At 67.8% G+C, this 19997-nt stretch carries 18 protein-coding genes and 1 pseudogene; 4 read left to right on the top strand and 15 right to left on the bottom strand.

The features are described 5' to 3' along the window. Positions 1 to 65 precede the first annotated feature (65 nt). The 3 genes from KRX55_RS09920 to KRX55_RS09930 are packed head-to-tail and all read right to left on the bottom strand — an operon-like array spanning position 66 to position 4220. Positions 66 to 902 carry a tRNA (adenine-N1)-methyltransferase gene (locus KRX55_RS09920; protein WP_200257495.1) on the bottom strand — a complete coding sequence of 279 codons (837 nt, stop codon included), beginning with the start codon at positions 900 to 902 and terminating at the stop codon, positions 66 to 68. A gap of 44 nt (positions 903 to 946) precedes the next feature. After that, the gene (locus tag KRX55_RS09925) at positions 947 to 2209 is read right to left on the bottom strand and encodes a M18 family aminopeptidase (protein WP_255567746.1); all 1263 of its coding nucleotides are present in this window, start codon (positions 2207 to 2209) and stop codon (positions 947 to 949) included. Between the two features lie 16 nt (positions 2210 to 2225). Further along, positions 2226 to 4220: a thioredoxin domain-containing protein gene (locus KRX55_RS09930; protein WP_218407572.1), complete on the bottom strand. Its 1995-nt coding sequence runs from the start codon at positions 4218 to 4220 to the stop codon at positions 2226 to 2228. A 232-nt stretch (positions 4221 to 4452) separates the two neighbouring features. On the opposite strand from KRX55_RS09930, the gene KRX55_RS09935 reads away from it, so the two are divergent. From KRX55_RS09935 to KRX55_RS09945, 3 genes are all read left to right on the top strand, one after another. Beyond that, on the top strand, positions 4453 to 5172 hold the full coding sequence (locus tag KRX55_RS09935; protein WP_218407573.1) for an ATP-binding cassette domain-containing protein: 720 nt from the start codon (positions 4453 to 4455) through the stop codon (positions 5170 to 5172). 44 nt (positions 5173 to 5216) lie between these two features. Continuing rightward, positions 5217 to 6350 (top strand): SufD family Fe-S cluster assembly protein, encoded by a 1134-nt coding sequence (locus KRX55_RS09940; protein ID WP_218407574.1) that lies wholly within the window; start codon positions 5217 to 5219, stop codon positions 6348 to 6350. A 104-nt stretch (positions 6351 to 6454) separates the two neighbouring features. Then, a complete protein-coding gene (locus tag KRX55_RS09945; RefSeq protein ID WP_218407575.1) occupies positions 6455 to 7315 on the top strand; it encodes a RecB family exonuclease in 861 nt (286 codons plus the stop codon). Here the strand turns inward: KRX55_RS09945 and KRX55_RS09950 are convergent, their stop codons facing one another. From KRX55_RS09950 to KRX55_RS10005, 12 genes and pseudogenes are all read right to left on the bottom strand, one after another. Beyond that, positions 7316 to 7972 (bottom strand): response regulator, encoded by a 657-nt coding sequence (locus tag KRX55_RS09950; RefSeq protein WP_218407576.1) that lies wholly within the window; start codon positions 7970 to 7972, stop codon positions 7316 to 7318. It lies immediately after the preceding gene. After that, positions 7969 to 9189, bottom strand: a complete 1221-nt coding sequence (locus tag KRX55_RS12085) for a sensor histidine kinase (protein WP_218407577.1) — start codon at positions 9187 to 9189, stop codon at positions 7969 to 7971. The genes KRX55_RS09950 and KRX55_RS12085 overlap by 4 nt, the downstream gene beginning before the upstream one ends. Before the next feature lie 2 nt (positions 9190 to 9191). Beyond that, complete coding sequence (locus tag KRX55_RS09960; RefSeq protein WP_218407578.1) at positions 9192 to 10025, bottom strand: hypothetical protein; 834 nt, start codon at positions 10023 to 10025, stop codon at positions 9192 to 9194. Beyond that, positions 10022 to 10723 (bottom strand): ABC transporter ATP-binding protein, encoded by a 702-nt coding sequence (locus tag KRX55_RS09965; RefSeq protein ID WP_255567747.1) that lies wholly within the window; start codon positions 10721 to 10723, stop codon positions 10022 to 10024. Before KRX55_RS09965 ends, KRX55_RS09960 begins: the two co-directional genes overlap by 4 nt. Before the next feature lie 112 nt (positions 10724 to 10835). Then, positions 10836 to 12131: pseudogene (locus tag KRX55_RS09970) on the bottom strand (anaerobic C4-dicarboxylate transporter). A 173-nt stretch (positions 12132 to 12304) separates the two neighbouring features. Then, a complete protein-coding gene (gene aspA, locus KRX55_RS09975) occupies positions 12305 to 13882 on the bottom strand; it encodes an aspartate ammonia-lyase (protein WP_218407579.1) in 1578 nt (525 codons plus the stop codon). A gap of 394 nt (positions 13883 to 14276) precedes the next feature. Beyond that, positions 14277 to 15122, bottom strand: coding sequence for an ATP phosphoribosyltransferase (gene hisG, locus KRX55_RS09980; RefSeq protein ID WP_218407580.1), 846 nt, complete (start codon positions 15120 to 15122; stop codon positions 14277 to 14279). Positions 15123 to 15176: 54 nt separating this feature from the next. Beyond that, positions 15177 to 15449 (bottom strand): phosphoribosyl-ATP diphosphatase, encoded by a 273-nt coding sequence (locus KRX55_RS09985; protein WP_218407581.1) that lies wholly within the window; start codon positions 15447 to 15449, stop codon positions 15177 to 15179. Continuing rightward, positions 15446 to 16210 carry an HAD family hydrolase gene (locus KRX55_RS09990; protein ID WP_370625822.1) on the bottom strand — a complete coding sequence of 255 codons (765 nt, stop codon included), beginning with the start codon at positions 16208 to 16210 and terminating at the stop codon, positions 15446 to 15448. The genes KRX55_RS09985 and KRX55_RS09990 overlap by 4 nt, the downstream gene beginning before the upstream one ends. Before the next feature lie 16 nt (positions 16211 to 16226). Then, entirely contained in the window at positions 16227 to 16634 is a 408-nt protein-coding gene (locus tag KRX55_RS09995) for a hypothetical protein (RefSeq protein WP_218407582.1), read from the bottom strand. 68 nt (positions 16635 to 16702) lie between these two features. Next, on the bottom strand, positions 16703 to 17968 hold the full coding sequence (gene mshC, locus KRX55_RS10000) for a cysteine--1-D-myo-inosityl 2-amino-2-deoxy-alpha-D-glucopyranoside ligase (protein WP_218407583.1): 1266 nt from the start codon (positions 17966 to 17968) through the stop codon (positions 16703 to 16705). A 69-nt stretch (positions 17969 to 18037) separates the two neighbouring features. Beyond that, on the bottom strand, positions 18038 to 18862 hold the full coding sequence (locus tag KRX55_RS10005; protein ID WP_200257774.1) for an undecaprenyl-diphosphate phosphatase: 825 nt from the start codon (positions 18860 to 18862) through the stop codon (positions 18038 to 18040). Positions 18863 to 19046: 184 nt separating this feature from the next. On the opposite strand from KRX55_RS10005, the gene KRX55_RS10010 reads away from it, so the two are divergent. Beyond that, on the top strand, positions 19047 to 19985 hold the full coding sequence (locus KRX55_RS10010; protein WP_370625823.1) for an aldo/keto reductase: 939 nt from the start codon (positions 19047 to 19049) through the stop codon (positions 19983 to 19985). The last annotated feature ends 12 nt before the right edge of the window (positions 19986 to 19997 follow it).

The raw sequence follows: 19997 nt of genomic DNA on the forward strand, positions 1-19997 counted from the left end.
ACCAACGGGGCGGGCCCGCCCGAAGGCCGGGCCGGTTGATCCCCACGCTTTGTCGTCGGGTCGCGTCACTTCCTGGCGCGGCGCTGCGGTCGGGGCGCGACGGTGCCGTCCGCGAGGCGTCTCGCCCAGACGAGGAACGCGGTGTGGGCGTTCATCCGGTGTTCCGGTCTGGTGGCCAGTCCCTCGACCTTCCAGTCCCGGACGAGGGACTCCCAGGCGCGCGGCTCGGTGAAGCACCCCTGTGCGCGGATCCCCTCCATCACCTTCATCAGCTGCGGGACGGTGGCCACGTACGTCATGAACACCCCGCCGGGCAGCAGGAGTCCGCGGACCGCGTCGAGGCACTCCCACGGTTCGAGCATGTCGAGGATTATGCGGTCGACCGGGCCACCGATGTCGTCCACGGTGACCTCCTTCAGGTCACCCAGTCGGGGGGACCACGTGGCGGGCCGCCCGCCGAAGAACTCGTCGACGTTCGACTCCGCGTAGTCGAGGTGGTCCTGCCGGATCTCGTAGGAGATCAGTTCGCCGGACTCACCGATCGCCCGCAGCAGGGTCATCGACAGGGCACCGGATCCGGCCCCGGCCTCGAGAACCCGGGCACCGGGGAAGATGTCTCCCTCGATGAGGATCTGGGCGGAGTCCTTCGGGTAGATGACCGCGGCGCCCCGGGGCATCGACAGAACATGGTCGACCATCAGGTGCCGGAAGCAGAGGTAGAGGCCCCCCTGGGAGGATTCCACCACGGTGCCCTCGTGCTGGCCGATGATGTCGTCGTGTGCGATGCCGCCCTTGTGGGTGAAGAAACTCTCCCCTTCCTTGAGGACGATCGTGAAGTGGCGGCGTTTCGCGTCGGTGAGCTGGACGCGGTCTCCCGCCTGGAAGGGTCCGGAATAGGCCATGGGTGTCTCTCGTTCGTGTCTCGTCTGGTCGTGGGGGCGGTCTGTCAGGCGCCGGCGTAGTAGGCGCCGAGGATCTGTGCGAGCGTATCGATGTCCCGGGTGGCGGCCATCTCCCGTGCGGAGTGCATGGAGAGGATGGGTACACCTGTGTCGAGTGTGGTGATACCCAGGCGTGTCGCCGTGATGGGCCCGATGGTCGTTCCACAGGGTACGTGGTTGCCGGAGACGAACACCTGGTTGGGTGCTTCGGCGGCGGAGCAGATCCGGTGCCAGAGGGCCGCGGACTCGGCGTCGGTCGCGTACCGCTGCTTCGCGTTCACCTTGAGAGCCGGGCCGAGACCGGCGAGCGGGCGGTTGACGGGATCGTGCCGGTCGGCGAAATTCGGGTGCACGGAGTGTGCGGCGTCCGCGGAGATGCAGGAGGAACGGGCGTACATCCTCGCCCTGCCGTCGATGCCGGTGGCACCGAGCGCTTCGGCGGTGCGCTCGAGGACGTTCTGCAGGATGGGTCCGCCCGCGCCGGTCACCGCGCCGGAACCGACCTCCTCGTAGTCGAAGGCCGCCAGGACGAGGATGTCGTTCTGCCGGTCCGCTGCCCCGTCGCGCACGGCTTCGATCAGCGCTGCGGTGGCGGGCCAGACGCTGGACAGGTTGTCCAGACGGGGCGCGGCCAGGAGGTCCCGCTCGGCCCCGAAGAGCTCAGGGGCCTGGGTGTCGCAGGTGATCAGATCGTGGGCGATGACCTCCCCGTCGATTCCCGCCAGGCGGGCGACGGTCTCGAGCACGGTTTCCCGGGGGTCACCGGCGCCGAGGACCGGATAGAGGTGGCGCTGCGGGTCGTACTCGAAACCCTTATTCACCTTCGGGTCGAGATGGATCGCGAGGTTCGGGACGCGGAGCAACGGGCCGGTGTCCACCAGGTGCCGTGTGCCGTCCGCGGTGATGACCCGTCCGGCGAGCCGGAGCTCGCGGTCGAACAGCGTGGACAGGACCGGGCCGCCGTACACCTCGCAGGCCGCCTGCCGCCAGCCGGCGGTTCCGGCGTCCGGAATCGACTTGAGCTTCAACCCGGGTGAGTCGGTGTGCGCTCCGACGATGCGGAATCCCGAGTCCGGTCCCGCCCCCTCGGGGACGTACCAGGCCATGACGGCACCGCCCCGGACCATCACGTGTCCACCGGGGGCCGCATCCCATGAATCGGCCTCGGCCTGTCGGGTGAATCCGGCGGCGGTCAGCTCCCGCCGGACCTGATCCGCCGCGTGGTACGAGCTCGGGGATGCGTGGATGAAGTCACTGACGCTGATCATGTACTCCATCCAACCATCACAGGGGAACGACCCGGCCACAGGCCCCGTCGCGGCAGATCTGAACGGCCGGACCGTCACCGGGCTCCGGGCCCTCGACTTCGAAGCAGCCACTGCCCGCGCCGAGGATGACCGCGGCAGAGTCGAGTTGCGGGCGCAGTCGCCCGAGGGCGTCCGGCGCCGGGTGGGTGACCACTGCACGCGTCGGACCCGCGGCCGCGATCTCGCCCAGGCAGAGCCAGCCACCCGCCTGCAGTGGACGTGCACCGGCCACCTCCCCGTGCACCGCGAGGATCTCCCGGGCCCGGTCCGCCCAACGGTCGGCGGTGTCCGTGTCCCCGGTGGCGCTGACGACGGCCGCCCCGGTGAGGAAGGCCTCGCCGGCCACCGCGACACCGGCGGGGACCGCCGTGTCGAAGGGGCCACGGGCGCGGAGTCCGAGCACCGGTATCGCCGTTCCACTGTCGAAGTAGGTGCCCGGATTGTCCGGATCGGCGTGCCGGTCCTCGATCTGTCCCAGCGCATCCCGGAGGATGCGGAGACAGTCGGTCGTGGTGTCCGTATCGCCGGCGCAGGAAGCCGCTGCTGCGGTGCGTGCTGCGGCGACGCCGAGCCACGCCAGGTCGGCGAGCGACGCGTGGCTGCCGTTCCGGAACCGCAGGAGAACACCGTCGGGTGCCCGGTGCAGGCGGTCGAGAGCCCGGAGTGCGTCCGCGGCCGAGCCGCGAACCGCGGAGACGTTCTGTCCCGACAGGAGGTCGGCGGCCTCCGTGAGGGCGGTCACGACCATCGCGGTTCCCGCGGTGGTGGCGGTCTCATCCCGCCCCGGCTGCGGGTCCCGGTCCCGGGCCTCGGCGAGGCGATCCCGGATCCGCAGGAACCGTCCCAGGTCCTCCGGGTCGCGGCGCAGACCCGGAACTGAACCACCCGCCTCGGCGTCGGCCTCGTCGATCCCGAGTACGGAACAGATCCAGTCCACGTCCGCCTCGGCCCCCGGCCCGAGCGCGGTGGACACACGCTCCCGCGTGTAGCGGTAGGTCGCCCCCTCCACTCCTTCGGTGTCCGCGTCGAGTGACGTGGCGAACAGCCCGTCTTCGCGGCGGAGCCGGGAACAGAGGAACTCTGCGGTCTGCCGCGCCGCCCGGGCCGCGAGCGTGTCACCGGTCGCGTGCGCGTGCGCCGACAGGGAACGAAGGAGCAGGGCGTTGTCGTCGAGCATCTTCTCGAAGTGGGGCGTCCGCCATGCCGCATCCACCGTATAGCGGGCGAATCCTCCGCCGATCTGATCGAAGATCCCACCGCGGACCATGGACTCGACGGTCCTGCCGACCAGGGCGTGCACACGGTCATTCCCGGTCCGCTCCGCCCGCCTGGTGAGTCCGAGGAGGGTGGCGGAGGGCGGGAACTTCGGGGCACCACCGAATCCGCCGTGCACCGGATCCTCCGCGTCCCGGAGCGCGGACGTCACCCGGTCGAAGATCCCGTCGACGGTGGGGACCGGGCGCACGGGTGCGGAGTGCAGCTCCATCATTCCGCGGACCTTCTCCCCCATGTCGACGACCTCACCACGCCGGTTGCGCCAGGTTTCGTCCACGGCCCGGATGAGGCGCGGGAGACCGGGGCGCCCCGGTCGATCCTCCGGTGGTACGTAGGTGTCGGCGTAGAACGGTCGCCCCTCCGGATCGGTGAACACGGTCATCGGCCACCCACCGTGGCCGGACAACGCGATGGTGGCCTGCATGTAGAGCGCGTCTATGTCGGGGCACTGCTCCCGGTCGACCTTCACACACACCACGTGCTGGTTGAGCAGCTCCGCGATCCCCGGATCAGAGAAGGACTCGCGGGCCATCACGTGGCACCAGTGGCATGCGGCGTAGCCGATCGACACGAGGACCGGCACGTCGCGCCGGGCGGCCTCGGCGAAGGCCTCGGGTCCGAACGGCCACCAGTCGACGGGATCGCCGGCGTGCTGGAGGAGATACGTGCTGTCGCTGCCGCGGAGTCTGTTGGCCATTGCCCCATTGTGCCCGGCACCCGGATCACCACCGCCCGTCGGGCACCCCCGGATCGGGTGTTCCGAGTCGATCGTGATGCCTGTTTCGCCAGTTGAAGACGCATGACACAGGTCACGCTATCCATACCCTGAATGCCGTTCACGTTTCTCCTTACACTGGAGTTGAAGCACCAGCTCCCCGCAGGTCGGAGCCCGCGGGGAGGACCGACCACTTCAGGGAGAAGGATCGCCAATGGACACCACCACCCCGTTGCTCGCACTGGACGATGTCACCGTCGCCGTCGATGACATCACCGTCTGCCACAACATCACCCTCACCGTGAACCACGGCGAGAACCACGTCCTGATCGGAGCGAACGGATCGGGTAAATCCTCCCTCCTCAACGCCGTGATGGGCACGGGACCGTTCCGGGTCACCGGTGGGCGGATACTCCTCAACGGACAGGACATCACGGAGCTCCCGGTCGATGAGCGGGCCCGTGCCGGCCTCGGTCTCGCGGTACAGCATCCCCCGAAACTCCACGGGATCACGGTGGAGAAACTCGCGCAGGCCATCCACGCGGGAGACCGTCTGCCCTCGGCGGCCGAGAGCCTGGATCTCTCGCAGTTCCTCGACCGGGACGTGCACTGCGGATTCTCCGGTGGGGAGATGCGCCGCTTCGAGATGCTCAAACTCCACCTCCAGCGGCCCACCATGTGTCTGCTCGATGAACCGGAATCCGGGGTGGATCTCGAACACGTCTCCGTCGTGGGACGGGCGCTGGCCGATCTGCTGCAGACCCCGTGTCCCGACGGTTCCGCACGGAGCGCCCTCGTCGTCACCCACACCGGGTTCATTCTCGACCACCTCGATTCCCCCATTGCGCACCTGATGAGCGACGGACGCCTGACCGACAGCGGGGACGCCCGCGACATGCTCGCCCGCGTCCGCACCGACGGCTGGGCCGCCTGACCCGGCACCGTCCACACTCCGACAACACCTAAGGACTGATCCCGATGACATCCACTGTTCCAGCCGTCACCCCGGTTCCCGGACTCGGTAGCGGAAGCGTGACCCCGCGGCTCCTCGCGGACCTCGGTTGGCGCGACGAGGAATCCTGCGCGGCGACCTCGTTGATGGTCGACCACCACTTCGAACGCATCGTCACCCACGACGGGCAGGTGGAGATCATGCCGCTGTCCGACGCGGTGGTCACATACCCCTGGGTGCAGCAGCTCATGTTCTCCCTCGTGGATCCGCTTGAAGACGACGTCCTGCGGCGGGCGTTCGAGTCCCAGGACCGGCCGTTGGGCACGTTCATGTGGGTCCACGACGGCGCGGTCCTCGACGGGCCCCTCCAGAGCTTCTCGTTCATGACCGTCCCCCAGGAACGTCAGTTCGTCCACGACCTGACCGTCATCGGAGCCGGTGCCCGGGTCGATCACGTCAGTGGTTCCGGTGTCACACCGAAGATGACCCACGGGCGCCACGTGTCGGTCTCGGAGACCTTCATCGGCGAGGGGGCCCGGCTGCGTTCTCTCGATGTCGAACGCTGGGGACCGCAGATGGACGTCCACTCCTGGTCCGGGACGCGGATCGCCCGCGACGCGGTGAATAGTTCCGTGTCGGTGGCGGTCTCCGGACTGCGCAACCACGTGTCCCACTCCGTCGTCGAACTCGATGACGGGGCCACCGACACGAGCCACTCGGTCGTGTTCGCGCCGGCCGGCACCCACCGCGAGATGGACACCGAGATCCGGTTGCAGGGCGTGGGGTCCCGTGCCGAGCAGGTCTCGAGGATGGTCTCCGACGGTGGCGAGGTGGCCAACGACACGACACTCGTGGGAATCGGCCGTGGGTGCTCGGGGTTCCTCGAGTGCGACGGGCTCATGCTCCGGGACACCGGCTACATAGATTCCGTCCCGGCGTTGAAGGCACGGGTCGATGAGGCCCAGCTGAGTCACGAGGCGTCCGTCGGAATGATCGACGGAGACCGGCTCGACTATCTCATGGCGCTCGGCCTCGACGAGGACACCGCCCGCGACCTCATCGTCCGTGGCTTCCTCGATCTCACCGAGCAGTCCGTACCCGATTCCCTCCGCGCCACTGTCGAGGGTCTTGTCACCGCCGCGCGCGAGGCTGAGCTGTAGGGGCCGCGAACCTGTGCACCGGAGGCGGTGGGAAGTCCGCGGTGCACAACACACCGCCCGTCCGTGGCGATCACCGACCGGGACGGGCGGTAACGTGGTGTTCCATGACCTCACCGGCAACGACCAGTCCGTCCACCCGGCCCCGCCCCCTCGCGCTGTCCCCCTCCCGCGCGAACGACTACCGGCAGTGCCCGCTGCTCTACCGTCTGCGCGCCATCGACCGCATCCCCGAACCGAAGACGGTCGCGCAGGTCAAGGGGACACTCGTCCACGACGTCCTCGAGCAGATGCACAAGTGGGAGCCTGAGCAGCGCACCTACCCGGCGACCGTCAAACGCCTCAGACCCACCTGGGCTGCGATGTGCGCGGCCGACGACGAGCTCGACGAGCTCGTCCCGGAAGCGGCCCGGTACGACTTCCTCGTCGAGTGCCGTTCCCTGCTGCGCGGTTACTTCGAGATGGAGAATCCCCGGGGTTTCACCGCGAAGGCGTGCGAAATGTACGTGGAGTCCGTCCTCCCGAACGGGGTACCGGTCCGCGGGTTCATCGACCGCGTCGACGAGGCTCCCGACGGACGCATCAGGGTCGTCGACTACAAGACCGGCAAGAAACCGATACCGCGGTTCAGTCAGCAGGCCACGTTCCAAATGAGGTTCTACGCCCTGGTCTACTGGCGGCTGCACCGGGTTGTCCCGGCGCAGCTGAGACTCATGTACCTCAAGGTCACCGACTCGATGTTCCTCACGCCATCCGTCGAGGAACTCGAGTACTTCGAACGTGATCTCGGAGAGCTGTGGGCGAAGATCGAGGCGGACGGGTGCAGCGGCAACTTCCGCCCGAAGACCTCCAAACTCTGCGGCTGGTGCTCCCATCAGGCACTGTGCCCCGCCTTCGGCGGCACACCCCCCGAGTACCCGGGCTGGCCCGGCAGCACCGCGGACGCCCGGACCTCCGACGACTCCTGATCAGCTGTCGACCAGCCGCGACCGGAACGCCCAGATCACGAGTTGGACCCGCCCCCTCGCCCCGGTCTTGGCCATGGCGTTGGACAGGTGCGTCTTCACCGTCGACGGCTCGAGATACAGGGTCGCCGCGATGTCGTTGTTGCTCTGTCCCCGGCACAGTTCACGGACGCAGTCGACCTCACGCGGGGTCAGCGGGGCCATGGGAGGCCCGGGGTCGGGCGCGGACCTGGTGCGCCGGTTCGCGAATTCCCCGATGACCCGCCTGGTCAACGGGGCATCGAGGAGCCCCTCACCATGAGCCGCCCGCCGGACCCCCGCGACCAGGACATCCATGGGGCTGTCCTTGAGCACGACGCCACAGGCACCGGACTCGAGTGCCCCGAACACGTACTCGTCATGGTCGAAGGTGGTCACCACCAGTACCGCGGGTGTCGGTTCGGCGAGCGCCGTGATCTTCCTCGTCGCCCGCAACCCGTCCCCGTCCGGCATCCGGATGTCCATGCACACAACGTCGGGCCGAAGTGCCCGCGCCTGGGTGAACGCCGCGCCACCGGACGCGGCCTCACCGACGACCTCGATGTCACCGGCGGCGGAGAGGATCGTGGCCAGGCCCGTACGGATGAGCGCCTCGTCATCGGCGATGACGACCCTGATCACGGCGCCTCCCTCCAGTCGAGTTCGACGATCCACCCGTCCGTGTCGCGGCCGTTGCGCAGACGCGCACCGATCGCCGCGGCACGTTCCGACATGCCGATGCTCCCCGTGCCCGGAGGTGCGTCGGCGAAATGCCCCCACGTCCGTACGCTCAATCGCCGCTCCGTCATTTCCACGGTGACGGGACACCCCGGGGCGTGCCGCCTGGAGTTGGTCAGCGCCTCCTGCAGCACACGGTGGATCGCCCTCCGGGCGGCCCCGGAGGGCAGCAGCTCGTCGGACACCAGTGTCGCGGTGATGTTCATCCCGGACTTCCGGCCAGCGTCGATCAGGGCGGTAGCAGTGAGGTCCCCGGTGCCGCCCGGAAGATCGTCGGCCCCGTCCCGTCCACCGGCGTTGGCGCGGAGATGCCCGACGGTCTCCCGGACATCGTCGAGCGCGGCCGAGGCGCTCGAGGAGATCCGGCGCAGTATCGCCGCGGCCGCGACCGGGTCGGTGTCGATGACCGCGCGCGCCGCGGTCGCCTGGACCGCGATGGCGGACAGGTGGTGGGCGGTGGTGTCGTGCAACTCCCGGGCGATACGGGTCCGTTCCTCGGCTGCGGCGGCTTCAGCGAGGGCCGCGCGGCGACTGTCGGTCAGCTCGGCACGCTCCCGGAGGACCTCCGTGTACATGTCCCGGCGTCGGAGGATGTGGGCGGACACCGCCACGAGTACCACCGTGATCACGGCGCCCGTCAAGGAAACGGCGGTGAAAGCGGCGCCGCCCGGTACAGGCGGGGCGGTGATGATCCGTACGGTGAGGGTGATCAGGAACGCCGCCGAACCGTTGATCATACTGCGCCGGTCGAGGTCGCTCTCCCGGAACAGAGTGTAGAGGGCGACGGGAAGAGCGACGGAGTTCGCTCTGGTGGCGTCGGGTTCCAGCATCGCACAGAGGACACCGACGGCTATGTCCAGGGCGCCGCACGCCCATAACACACCCACCGGCCGCAGTCGGCGGAACAGCAGAACAATCCCCTGACCCGCGAACGACAGAGCGACCAGTGTCCCCAACCCGCCGGATGGCGCAGTCAGCGGGATCCCTAGTGCCGTGGACTGGGACGCCAGCACCACCCCGGCGAGGCCGATGGTGGTCGTCACCGCGGCGACGAGAACGTCGGTGCGCGTGACGGGGACGGTCGCGTGTGCGTGGTGTGAGCCCGGATTCGTGTCGGTCATGGTTACCGGAGATTGTATCGGTGGAACCTGACCACGCCGAGACCCGCGACGAGAGCCGTCCATCCCAGGACGATGCCCATGCCTGCCGAGGAAGGGAAATCTCCGGTCGGATCCGACAGCCCGATCGCCATCCTGGCCGACTGCAGTGGAAGCCATCCGGCCACCCATGGTCCGAGTCCCGTGAGCGCCGAAACGGCCGCGATGAGGAACTCGATCACGGCGATCGCGGCGATCGCCGCCGCCGTCCGGCCGAGACTGCGGAGAATCAGGCCGAGTCCCGCGCACGACACCGCCACCAGCGTCAGCACCGCGATCCCCCGCGCCTGGAGCAGAAGGAGGTCAGGCACACCGACGGCGAGATCCACGTCGTGGAGCATCATTGCCACCACCGATACCGGCCAGCACAGAAGTGCGCCGACGACAGCGGGCGCGGCTGCGGCGATCGCCGAGGTGCACAGAATCGATGTGCTGACCCGGGTCCGCGACGAGTCGACGACCTGCCAGCAGACCGCTCCGTACCGGATCGGCGTGGTCCCGATGAGAACACCGCTGATGATGACGGTGAGCTGCGGCAGGGTGAGTACGTCCGAGCTGGTCGACGCGAAGACATCGAAGGCGCCACGCTGGAGCTGACCCGACCCCGGACCGGCCGCCTCCAGTGCCGCGGCGACCCGTTCATCCTGGGCCGCCGCACCCAGATCGACGTGGGCGAGCAGCACCGGCAGCGCCCAGGTCGCCGCGCAACTGAAGACGATGGCGATGAGAGTGAGCACGCAGGACGCACGCACCGGTGTCAGTTTCGTCGCGGTGTAGAGCTGTGCACGCAGGGTGTTCATCGGGTTTCCCCTCCGGTCAGTGCGAAGTACGCATCGTCGAGGCTCCCGGCCGTGGTTCCGGACGTCATTTCCTCGAGAGGGCCGGAGAACCGCAGCGTGCCGCCGGCGATGACGGCGACGTCGTCGGTCATGGCGGCGGCCTCAGCGAGGTGATGGGTCGCCGTGAGAACCGCGACACCCCGCCGGGCGAGGCTGCGCAGCAGGGTACCGAGCCATCTGATCCCCTCCGGGTCGAGACCCGCCGACGGTTCGTCGAGGACCACGAGCTGCGGATCCCCCACCAGTGCCGCGGCCAGGGCCGTACGACGTTTCATCCCCATCGAGCACCTCCCGATCTTCATCGCCGCCGCACCGGACATTCCCACGGTGTCGATGAGGTCGTCCACGCACCCGGTCGGGACTCCGGCGGACAGCGCCCGCGCGGTGACGTGCTGACGGACGGTGAGTCCGGGGATGAGGCCGCCGTCATCGAGCAGGATGTTCGTGCGCTCCGGGCGTTGGCACTCGCCCGCATTCCTGCGGACGAGACCGAGGCCCGCACGCAACGTCGTCGTCTTACCTGCGCCGTTGGGGCCGAGCACACACGTGACCCGCCCCGGTGCGGCGCTCAGATTCATGTCCCGGACGACCCGGTCCATGCCGTAGCGCACCTCAAGGCCCCGTATCCGGAATTCGTTGTCTGTCGGTGTCGTGGTCATACCCTGAAGTTAGGGAACACCCACCGGCCACCACCTCCACCGCACAGGGGAAATCGGTTCCTCCCCCAAAAGGCGGACCCGGTGGGTCCGCTCCCCGCGACCGGCCCCGGGATCAGAGGATGACCGAACCGAAGAGGAACCCCAGCGCCACCGCCAGCGCGATGCAGAGCGTCCCCGGGATGAGGAACGGGTGGTTGAATACGTATTTCCCGATCCTCGTCGATCCGGTGTCGTCCATCTCCACGGTGGCGAGCAGCGTCGGGTAGGTCGGCAGAACGAACAGCGCACTGACTGCGGCGAAGGACGCGACCGCGGTGAGTGGAGGGACACCGATGGCGAGTGCTGCGGGCATCAACGCCCTGGTCGTGGCAGCCCGGGAGTAGAGCAGGGCGGCGGCGAAGAAAAGGATCACCGCGAGCCGCCAGGGGGTTCGGGAGAGGATGTCCCCTGAAGCCTGCCGGATGCTGTCGAGATGGACGTTGATCAGGGTCGTACCGAGCCAGGCGACGCCCATGACACACACAGGCCGACATACCCGCGCGGAACACCTGGGTGCCCGGGATCTCGTCCGCCGGAATCCGGCACAGCACGACGATCACCGTCGCACAGGCGAGCATCAGGGACATGATCGCCTCATTCCTCGGCAGCGTGGGCTCGGTGACGAGTCCGACCTGATCGGAGATGGCGGTCGCGTAGGTGACGACGAGGACGATCGCCGTCAGAAAGAGCCACACGGAGCGTTTCGCCGCGGGGGTGCCTCCTTCGCAGCCCTCGCTTCGGGTGCCTTGATCAGGCCCTTCTCGAGGCGCTCACGGTAGGTGGGGTCCTTGTCCGGATCGACGGCCAATCGGTTGGCGACGAACGCGGTCGGGAACACGGCCAGGAATGTAGACGGGATCACGACGGCGAGCAACTGGAGATACCCGATCCCGTGCGGCTCGAGGATCGATGCGAAGAAAACGACGGCCGCGGAGATCGGTGAGGCGGTGATCGCCATCTGGGATGCCACGACGGCGACCGACAACGGACGCGAGGGGCGTTCCTTCGCGACCTCCGCGATGACCGGGAGCGTTGAGAAGGCTGTGTGCCCGGTGCCCGCCGGGAGCGTCATGGTGTAGGTGACCACGGGCGCGAGATAGGTGACCTACCTGGGATTCCTGCGCAGCAGTTTCTCCGCCAGTACGACCAACCAGTCCAATCCCCCGGAACGTTGCATGGCGGCGATGGCGGCGATGACGGACATGATGATGCCGATGACGTCGAGGGGGATGTCGGCGAAGGCGATCGCCGTACCGGTGAGTCCGAGCAGCAGCACGTCGAGCCCACCGGCGAGACCGATTCCTATGGAACCGAGTCGTGCCCCCAGTACGACAGCGGCCGCGACGATGATGATCTGCAGTGCGAGAATCACGGCCTGTGCTCCTGGTGGATTGTCACCGATCGTCCGGTGGGACGTCTTAAAACTCCATTAGACATACCTTTGGGACCGTCGATGAACGGTGCTCCGCGGACCTCCACCGGAACATCGGAAAGCCCCCGCCGGAATGGCGGGGGTGGGTGTCCGATACCGTGGCGCGGGTCCTAACTATCGAGGTGGAGCTGCCCCCGGAACACCGGATGCATGAGGTTCTCCTTGCTGAGCACCTGATCCAGGGTCTCGGCGTCCATGAGCCCCTTCTCGAGGACGAGCTCCCGCACCGACCTACCGGTCTCGGCGGCCTCCTTACCAATAAGATCACCATTATGGTGGCCGATGAACGGGTTGAGGTAGGTCACGATTCCGATCGAGTTGTCGACGTACGCCCGGCAGACGTCCTCATTCGCCGTGATGCCCTCGACGCACTTGGTGCGCAGCGTCTCCACGGCGTTCCGGAGAATCCGGATCGACTGGAAGAGGGACTCACCGATCACCGGCTCCATCACGTTGAGCTGGAGCTGGCCCGCCTCCGCAGCCATGGTGACGGTGATGTCGTTGCCGAAGACCTTGAAGCACACCTGGTTGCAGACCTCGGGGATCACCGGATTGACCTTGGCCGGCATGATCGACGAACCTGCCTGCCGCGCGGGGAGGTTTATCTCGTTCAACCCCGCCCGGGGCCCGGAGGACAGCAGGCGCAGATCGTTGCAGATCTTCGACAGCTTCATCGCGGCCCGCTTCACCGCACCGTGTGCGTGGACGTAGGCGCCGCAGTCACTCGTGGCCTCGATGAGATCCTTGGCGGACTTCATCTCCAGGCCGGTGACCTCGGACAGGGAGGCGGTGACCTGGTGGCGGTACCCGGCCGGGGTGTTCACCCCGGTGCCGATCGCGGTCGCGCCCAGGTTGATCTCCAGAAGTCGCTCGGCGGCGTCCCGCAGAACGACCCTCTCCTCGGCCAGATTGTGGGCGAAGGCGGCGAACTCCTCCCCCAACGTCATCGGTACCGCATCCTGGAGCTGGGTCCTGCCCATCTTCAGGATGTCCATGAACTCATGTCCCTTCGAGGCGAACGCCGCCTGGAGTTCATCGAGTTCCTCGATCAGGTCATTCAGTGCGTAGTGGACGCCGAGCCGGAAACCCGTGGGATAGGCGTCGTTCGTCGATTGGCTCATGTTGACGTCATCGTTCGGGTTGATGATGTCGTAGGAACCCTTCGGTTCACCCATGTACTCGAGTGCGAGATTCGCGATGACCTCGTTGGTGTTCATGTTCAGACTGGTTCCCGCACCGCCCTGGAAGACATCCAGCGGGAACTGGTCCATCGCCCGCCCCTCCACCAGGATCTGGTCGCAGGCCCAGACTATGGCATCGCACTTGTCCGCGGGCAGGGTGTGCAGCCTCCTGTTCGCGAGGGCGCACGCCTTCTTGACCTGGACCATCCCGCGGATGAACTCGGGAACGTCATTGACGGTGGTCCGGGAGATCCGGAAGTTCTCCATCGCCCGGACGGTGTGCACGCCGTAGTACGCCTCATCGGGTATCTCGAGTTCCCCGAGCAGATCGACCTCGGTACGGGTACCGGCGCCCGTGTGGTTGGCGCGGGTACCGGAGTTGTCGCGGTCTTTGCGGGCGGCAGCCTCCGGTTCCGGGGTGGGAGCCGTATTCTCCGCGGATACCGCGGAATCGTCCTGCTTTCCGGTCTTCTGGGCGCCTGATTTGCGCTTTGATGACTTGGCCATCGTCGTGTCACCTCTCTACTGGACAGGATCCTGGTGCGGCAGGAGCCGCTCAGGTCCCCAGCATAATGACGTTCCGGTACGTTCGTCCTTCGGCCGCTCCACCCCATCACCGGGAGTGGCGGCCGACGACGCGGGAATGATGTGGAATCCCCGTTCCTGCACTGCAACGCGCCGCGCCCGTGCACGGAGGGGGCAGGGGAACGGGAACGGGATCAACGCGCATCCGGAATCCGGCCACCCCCATCCCGGTGAGGCTTCATCATTCCCTTCAGATCGGGTCGGCGGTTCCGACGGGGGCGCCCGTCCGATTCGGGTGGATGTATCGGACAGCGAAAACCCCCGCACCGTCAGCAGCTGATGCGGGGGTTCGTACGACGCCCGGTTCTTCCGGGGGTCAGAGCCTGGCGATCCGGATCTCCGATGCGAGGATCGCCTGTGCACCGAGCTCGGCGAGCTCGTCCATCACGTCGTTGGCGTTGTTCCGCGGGATCATCGCACGAACGGCGACCCAGTCCTCCAGTGCCAGCGGGGACACGGTCGGCCCGGAGATACCGGGGGTGATCTCGGTGGAGGCGTCCAGGAGGGAACGGGGCACGTTGTAGTCCAGCATGAGGTAGTTCTGTGCGTGGAGAATGCCCTCGATACGGCGGAGCAGCACACGCTGTTCCGGCGTGACGTCCTCACCGGCACGACCGACGATGACCGCCTCCGACGAGACCAGGGGGTCCCCGAACGGCTCGAGGCCCTGTTTACGTAGCGTCCGGCCGGTGGAGACGACATCGGCGATCACGTCGGCGACTCCGAGCCGGATGGAGATCTCGACGGCCCCGTCGAGGCGGATCACCTCGGCGGACTGCCCGCGGGTAGCGAGATCCTCACGGACGAGATTCGGGTAGGAGGTGGCGATCCGCTTGCCGTCGAGGTCATCGACCGACCAGATCTCCCCCGCGGGAGCCGCATAGCGGAAGGTCGAGCTCCCGAACCCCAGGGAGAGGACCTCCTGGACGTCGGCGAGGGAATCCGCCGCCAGATCCCGGCCCGTGATTCCGAGGTCGAGCTGACCGTTCGCGACGTAGATCGCGATGTCCTTGGGCCGGAGGAAGAAGAACTCGACGTTGTTCGCGCGGTCGGTGACGGTGAGAGCCTTACTGTCCCCACGGCCGGCGTAGCCGGCCTCGGAGAGGATCTCGACGGCGGATTCGGACAGCGAGCCCTTGTTGGGTACGGCTACTTTGAGCATTGTTTTCCCGGGGATCCTTCAGGGGTGGGTGGTGGACGGTGCGAGGTTGCGGGGTCAGAGATGCTTGTAGACGTCCTCGGGTTTGAGGCCCCTGGCGACCATCACGACCTGGGTCCAGTACATCAGCTGCGAGATCTCCTCGGCGAGTTCCTCGTCCGACTGGTACTCGGCGGCCATCCACACCTCCGCGGCCTCCTCGACGATTTTCTTCCCCTGGGCGTGGATACCCGCGTCGAGGGCCGCCACGGTTCCCGAACCTTCGGGACGTTCGGCGGCACGGGCGAGCAGTTCTGCATGGAGGGAGTCGAAGTCTTTCACGCCGATCATTCTTGCACATCCCGCTCGCCGCATGGCGCAGGAGTGGGGGTGACGGACCGGAAGAGCGCGTCGATCGCGGCAACATCGACGCCCCGGAAATCAGCCCCGGTGAGTCCGGGGTCACCGGTCAGTTCCCCGAGCGTGGGAACATCCGGTGGCCCGTCCCCGGCAGGTCCGGGGACCCCGACCACGCGGCACCCCGCATCCCGGGCGGCGGTCATGCCCGTCGGGGAGTCCTCGAAGACCAGGCACTGCCCGGGTGACACTCCGGCGCGGCTCGCCACCTCCCGGTAGATGTCCGGGGAAGGCTTACCCCGCGGCACCTCGTCACCGCAGACTGTGTCGGCGAAGTAGTCACGCCCGACGGCCGAGATCGCGAGGTCCGCGAGCTCACGGGGCGTGTTGGTCGCGACATACATGGCGGTGCCCCGGGCGCGGAGCCCGTCGAGGATGTCCCGGACACCGGGGTTGAGCGTGAGTCGCTCGGAGAACAGCTCGGCGACCCGGTCGAAGAGAATCCGCCGGTACCGGTCGCGGGCGGCGTCGTCCGGGGTGATGCCGGCGTGCTCGGCGCACACCCGGAACGTGTTGTCGAATGTCCCGCCCATCGTCGCGGCGTGTTTCTCCACGGTCAGCCGGCGGCCCATGCGCTCACTCATCTCGTAGGTCGCGATCGCCCACAGGGGCTCGGTGTCGGTGAGTGTGCCGTCCATGTCCCAGATGACGGCGGCGGGAGAACTGTCCGCCGCGGGCGGATTCGGGTTGGTCACGGTGGGGTCTCCTCCCCTAGTCGAATGCGGGAAGCTCGAAACCGTCCTCGGCTTCCTCCGTCTCGGACGGGGTGAAGCCGGTAGCCGTGACCGACCCGGTGATCAGCGAGTTCAGCTCCTCGAACTCCTCGGGTTCGATGACGGCGTCGCCGTGGCGGGAGTTGAATGTCTCCACCGCGGTGATGAAGCGGTTGATCACCGCGGTCACCGCGTCCGCATCCGGGGGTTCCGGAAGGCGGTCGAGTTCGTTGAGGAATCCGTCGATGATCCGACGTAGCTCCGGGAGCACCGCGGGGTCGAAGGGCTGCTCCCAGAACTCCTTCTCGTCCTTGCCGAGATAGGAACCGGTCGCGAAGGTCTCGAGGTCATCGATGAACTCATCGACGACAGGGCTGAACTGCTGGCTGATGGGCGTGGAAGTCATGCCCCCATTGTGTACCAGTGGCGCCGTCCGGGTCGGCCCGCCCCTCCTGCCCGTTGCGTCCGGGCCGGTCAGTGGGTTGCGGGCAGGAGCCGGACCCCCATCAGGGAATCGAGGGCGCGGGAAACCAGGTCTCCGGCGCCGGTTGGCCCCTCGGTGGCGTGGCGTCCGGACAGGGTCGTCGCCGCCCATGAATCCACCGAAAACAGGGCCCGGGGCGTGTCCAGGTCGTCCGCCAGCGCCACGCGGACCTGTTGGACGACATCCTCGGCCGCGGCGGTGTCGGTGGCCACGGTCGCGGCGGATCGCCACCGGTAGAGCCGGTCCTCGGCATCCGCGAGAACCTGCTCCGACCAGTCGCGGTCACTCCGGTAACCGCCGGCGAAGACCCCGAGCCGGATCGCCTCCGGCTCATGACCCGCCGCGGTGAGCCTGTGCACGAAGACGAGGTTGCCCAGGGATTTACTCATCTTCGTTCCCTCGAGCCCGATCATTCCGCTGTGCACGTAGTGTCCGGCCATCCGCTCCGAACCGGTGGCGGCCTCGACGTGCGCGGCACTGTACTCGTGGTGCGGGAAGATCAGGTCGGTGCCGCCACCCTGGACCGCGAAGTGGGAACCGAGCCGGTTCACCGCGATCGCGGCGCACTCGATGTGCCAACCGGGTCGTCCCGCGCCGAAGGGGGCCTCCCAGGCGGGCTCGCCCGGGCGCGCGGCACGCCAGATGAGGGCGTCCATCGGATCCCGCTTCCCGGGCCGGTCCGGATCTCCGCCACGCTCGGTGAAGTACCTCATCATGGTGGAACGGTCGTAGTTCGACTCGTAGCCGAAATGCGGGGTCGCCTCGAGCGAGGCGTAGATGTCCGGGTACTCGTCGTCCAGGGCGTACGCGCTTCCGTTGTCCAGCAGGGTGGAGACGAGATCGATCACCTCGTCGACGATGTCGGTGACCGCGATGAAGTCCGTCGGCGGGATCACGCGGAGGGTGGTCATGTCGGATCGGAACAGGTCCGTCTGTTCGGTCCCGAGCTCCCTCCAGTCGACGTTGTCGCGGGTGGCGCGCTCGAACAGCGGGTCGTCGACGTCGGTGACGTTCTGCACGTACCGGACCGCGTGGCCGTTGTCCCTGAGCTGACGGTTGACCAGGTCGAAGGTCAGATAGGTGGCCGCGTGTCCGAGATGGGTCGAGTCGTAGGGGGTGATGCCGCAGACGTAGATGCCCGCGGTCTCACCGGTGACTGCGACCGGGCGGACCACCCCGTCCGCGGTGTCGAACAGTTTCAGGGGTACTGCGGTTCCCCCGATGACGGGGACCTCGGGTTCGGGCCAGGAATGCATGGGGACAACTCTAGCGCGGGTTACGGAGGCCGAGGGATGCGCCCCCGGCACCCGGGAGAACCCGGTCGATCACGCCTGGAGGACACCTGCCGCGAGCAGTCCCATGACGACGATTCCCACCGGGATCCGGTAGGCGGCGAACCAGGAGAAGGAATGCGTCGAGACGAACTTCAGCAGCCAGGCGATGGACGCGTAGCCGACCACGAAGGCGATACCGGTTCCGACCGCGAGTTGTGCGCCCGAGGCCGCCTGACCGGCCTCCGGCGCGAAGGCGTCCGGCAGCGAGAACAGCCCGGAGGCCAGAACCGCCGGAATGGCCAGCAGGAAGGAGAATCGGGCCGCGACCTCTCTGTCGAGCCCGAGGAACAGGCCCGCGGAGATCGTGCCGCCGGACCGGGACACGCCGGGGATCAACGCCAGACACTGCGCGAAACCCATGATCACGGCGTCCCGGAGGGTCAGGTCACCGAATGAACGCCTCTTGTTCCCCCACTTCTCGGCCGCGATGAACACGAAGCTGAAGAGCACGAGCATCGCGGCCGTGATCCACAGGTTCCGCAGGTTGTCCCGGATCAGGTCCTTACCGAGGTAGCCGATGATCCCGACCGGCAGGGTACCGATGATGACCATCCAGCCCATCCGGTAGTCGAGCCCCCGTCTGGATCTGTCGGCGAGTCCCCTGAACCAGCCGGTGGCGATCCGCCAGATGTCCCTGGCGAAGTAGACCAGCACGGCGGCCTCGGTGCCGAGTTGGACTACGGCGGTGAAGGACGCGCCGGCGTCCTGGCCGAAGAGCAGCGAACTCACGATCCGGAGGTGGCCGGAGGAACTCACCGGGAGAAACTCCGTCAGCCCCTGCACCACGGAGAGCACGACGGTCTGTGTCCAGCTCATCTGGTCCGCCGCGGCGTCGGCGGCCCCAGCCGCGTGCAGGGGGCGCAGCACTTCAGCTGCGTTCCGGAGCGGGGATTCCGCGGCGGACAGGGACACCTGGGGACGGCCGGGCATCATGCCGGCGAGGAAGCTCATCAGACTCACGCACCACACCGTACTCCGTGCGACCGCTAGGGTGGTGCCCGTGAGAGAGAATACGGCGGGTACGAGCGGACTACGGGTCTCGGAACTGGGCCTGGGGGTGTCAACCTGGGGGGACGCGACTCCGGCGGAGGACACCGGGGCGATCCTCCGGGCATTCATCGACGCGGGCGGGACGCTGATCGACACGTCCCCGGCCTACGCCGACGGCGTCGCGGAGAAACTGCTCGGTGACCTCCTGCGCCGTCGTACGGTCGATCGTGGTCAGCTCGTTCTCTCCTCTTCCTCCGGGGTCGACCCCACCCTTCCCCTCGGCCGAAGGGTCGACTGCTCCAGGCGGGCCCTGATGGCCCAACTCGACCGCAGCCTTTCGACCCTGGGAACAGACCATGTCGACGTGTGGAGCGTCGGGTTCTGGGATCCCCGAACCCCGCCGGAGGAGGTCGCCGAAACACTGGACTGGGCTGTGCGTACCGGCCGTTCCCGCTACGCCGGCGTCCGCGGATACGCCGGTTGGCAGCTGGCCGTCACCCACGCGGTGTGCGGTCACCGTACGATCATCGCCGCGCAAGCCGGATACAGTCTTCTCGATCGGCGTTCCGAGGAGGAACTCATCCCGGCCGCGGAGCATCTCGGGGTCGGTTTCTTCGCCGCCGCCCCGCTCGCCCAGGGTGTGCTCACGGGCAAGTACCGGCAGCGTATTCCCGCCGGTTCCCGGGGGGCGTCCCCGAAACACGACGCGGAGGTCCAGGGTTTGCTGGTACCGAGGAGTGCGACCGTCGTCGAGGCACTGTGCACCGCCGCGGACGGGCTCGATATCTCGCCGGCCGCGGCGGCCATAGCCTGGCTCCGGGGACGCGGTGCCGTCACCTCCGCGGTGGTGGGCGTACGGACCGTGGCCCAACTGGATGAGGTCCTCGAGGGACTCAGGGCCGGTCTGCCGCGGGCGATCAGGGACGCGCTCGACGAGGTCTCACTCTGATCCCCGACCGCC

Source organism: Corynebacterium sp. TAE3-ERU16, from assembly GCF_019209935.1.
GTDB classification, from domain to species: Bacteria; Actinomycetota; Actinomycetes; order Mycobacteriales; family Mycobacteriaceae; genus Corynebacterium; species Corynebacterium antarcticum.

Coding starts and splice junctions, on each gene's coding strand:
- KRX55_RS09920 (WP_200257495.1), bottom strand. CDS start 902: ATGGCCTATTCCGGACCCTTCCAGGCGGGAGACCGCGTCCAGCTCACC.
- KRX55_RS09925 (WP_255567746.1), bottom strand. CDS start 2,209: ATGATCAGCGTCAGTGACTTCATCCACGCATCCCCGAGCTCGTACCAC.
- KRX55_RS09930 (WP_218407572.1), bottom strand. CDS start 4,220: ATGGCCAACAGACTCCGCGGCAGCGACAGCACGTATCTCCTCCAGCAC.
- KRX55_RS09935 (WP_218407573.1), top strand. CDS start 4,453: ATGGACACCACCACCCCGTTGCTCGCACTGGACGATGTCACCGTCGCC.
- KRX55_RS09940 (WP_218407574.1), top strand. CDS start 5,217: ATGACATCCACTGTTCCAGCCGTCACCCCGGTTCCCGGACTCGGTAGC.
- KRX55_RS09945 (WP_218407575.1), top strand. CDS start 6,455: ATGACCTCACCGGCAACGACCAGTCCGTCCACCCGGCCCCGCCCCCTC.
- KRX55_RS12085 (WP_218407577.1), bottom strand. CDS start 9,189: ATGACCGACACGAATCCGGGCTCACACCACGCACACGCGACCGTCCCC.
- KRX55_RS09960 (WP_218407578.1), bottom strand. CDS start 10,025: ATGAACACCCTGCGTGCACAGCTCTACACCGCGACGAAACTGACACCG.
- KRX55_RS09965 (WP_255567747.1), bottom strand. CDS start 10,723: ATGACCACGACACCGACAGACAACGAATTCCGGATACGGGGCCTTGAG.
- aspA (WP_218407579.1), bottom strand. CDS start 13,882: ATGGCCAAGTCATCAAAGCGCAAATCAGGCGCCCAGAAGACCGGAAAG.
- hisG (WP_218407580.1), bottom strand. CDS start 15,122: ATGCTCAAAGTAGCCGTACCCAACAAGGGCTCGCTGTCCGAATCCGCC.
- KRX55_RS09985 (WP_218407581.1), bottom strand. CDS start 15,449: ATGATCGGCGTGAAAGACTTCGACTCCCTCCATGCAGAACTGCTCGCC.
- KRX55_RS09995 (WP_218407582.1), bottom strand. CDS start 16,634: ATGACTTCCACGCCCATCAGCCAGCAGTTCAGCCCTGTCGTCGATGAG.
- mshC (WP_218407583.1), bottom strand. CDS start 17,968: ATGCATTCCTGGCCCGAACCCGAGGTCCCCGTCATCGGGGGAACCGCA.
- KRX55_RS10005 (WP_200257774.1), bottom strand. CDS start 18,862: ATGAGCTGGACACAGACCGTCGTGCTCTCCGTGGTGCAGGGGCTGACG.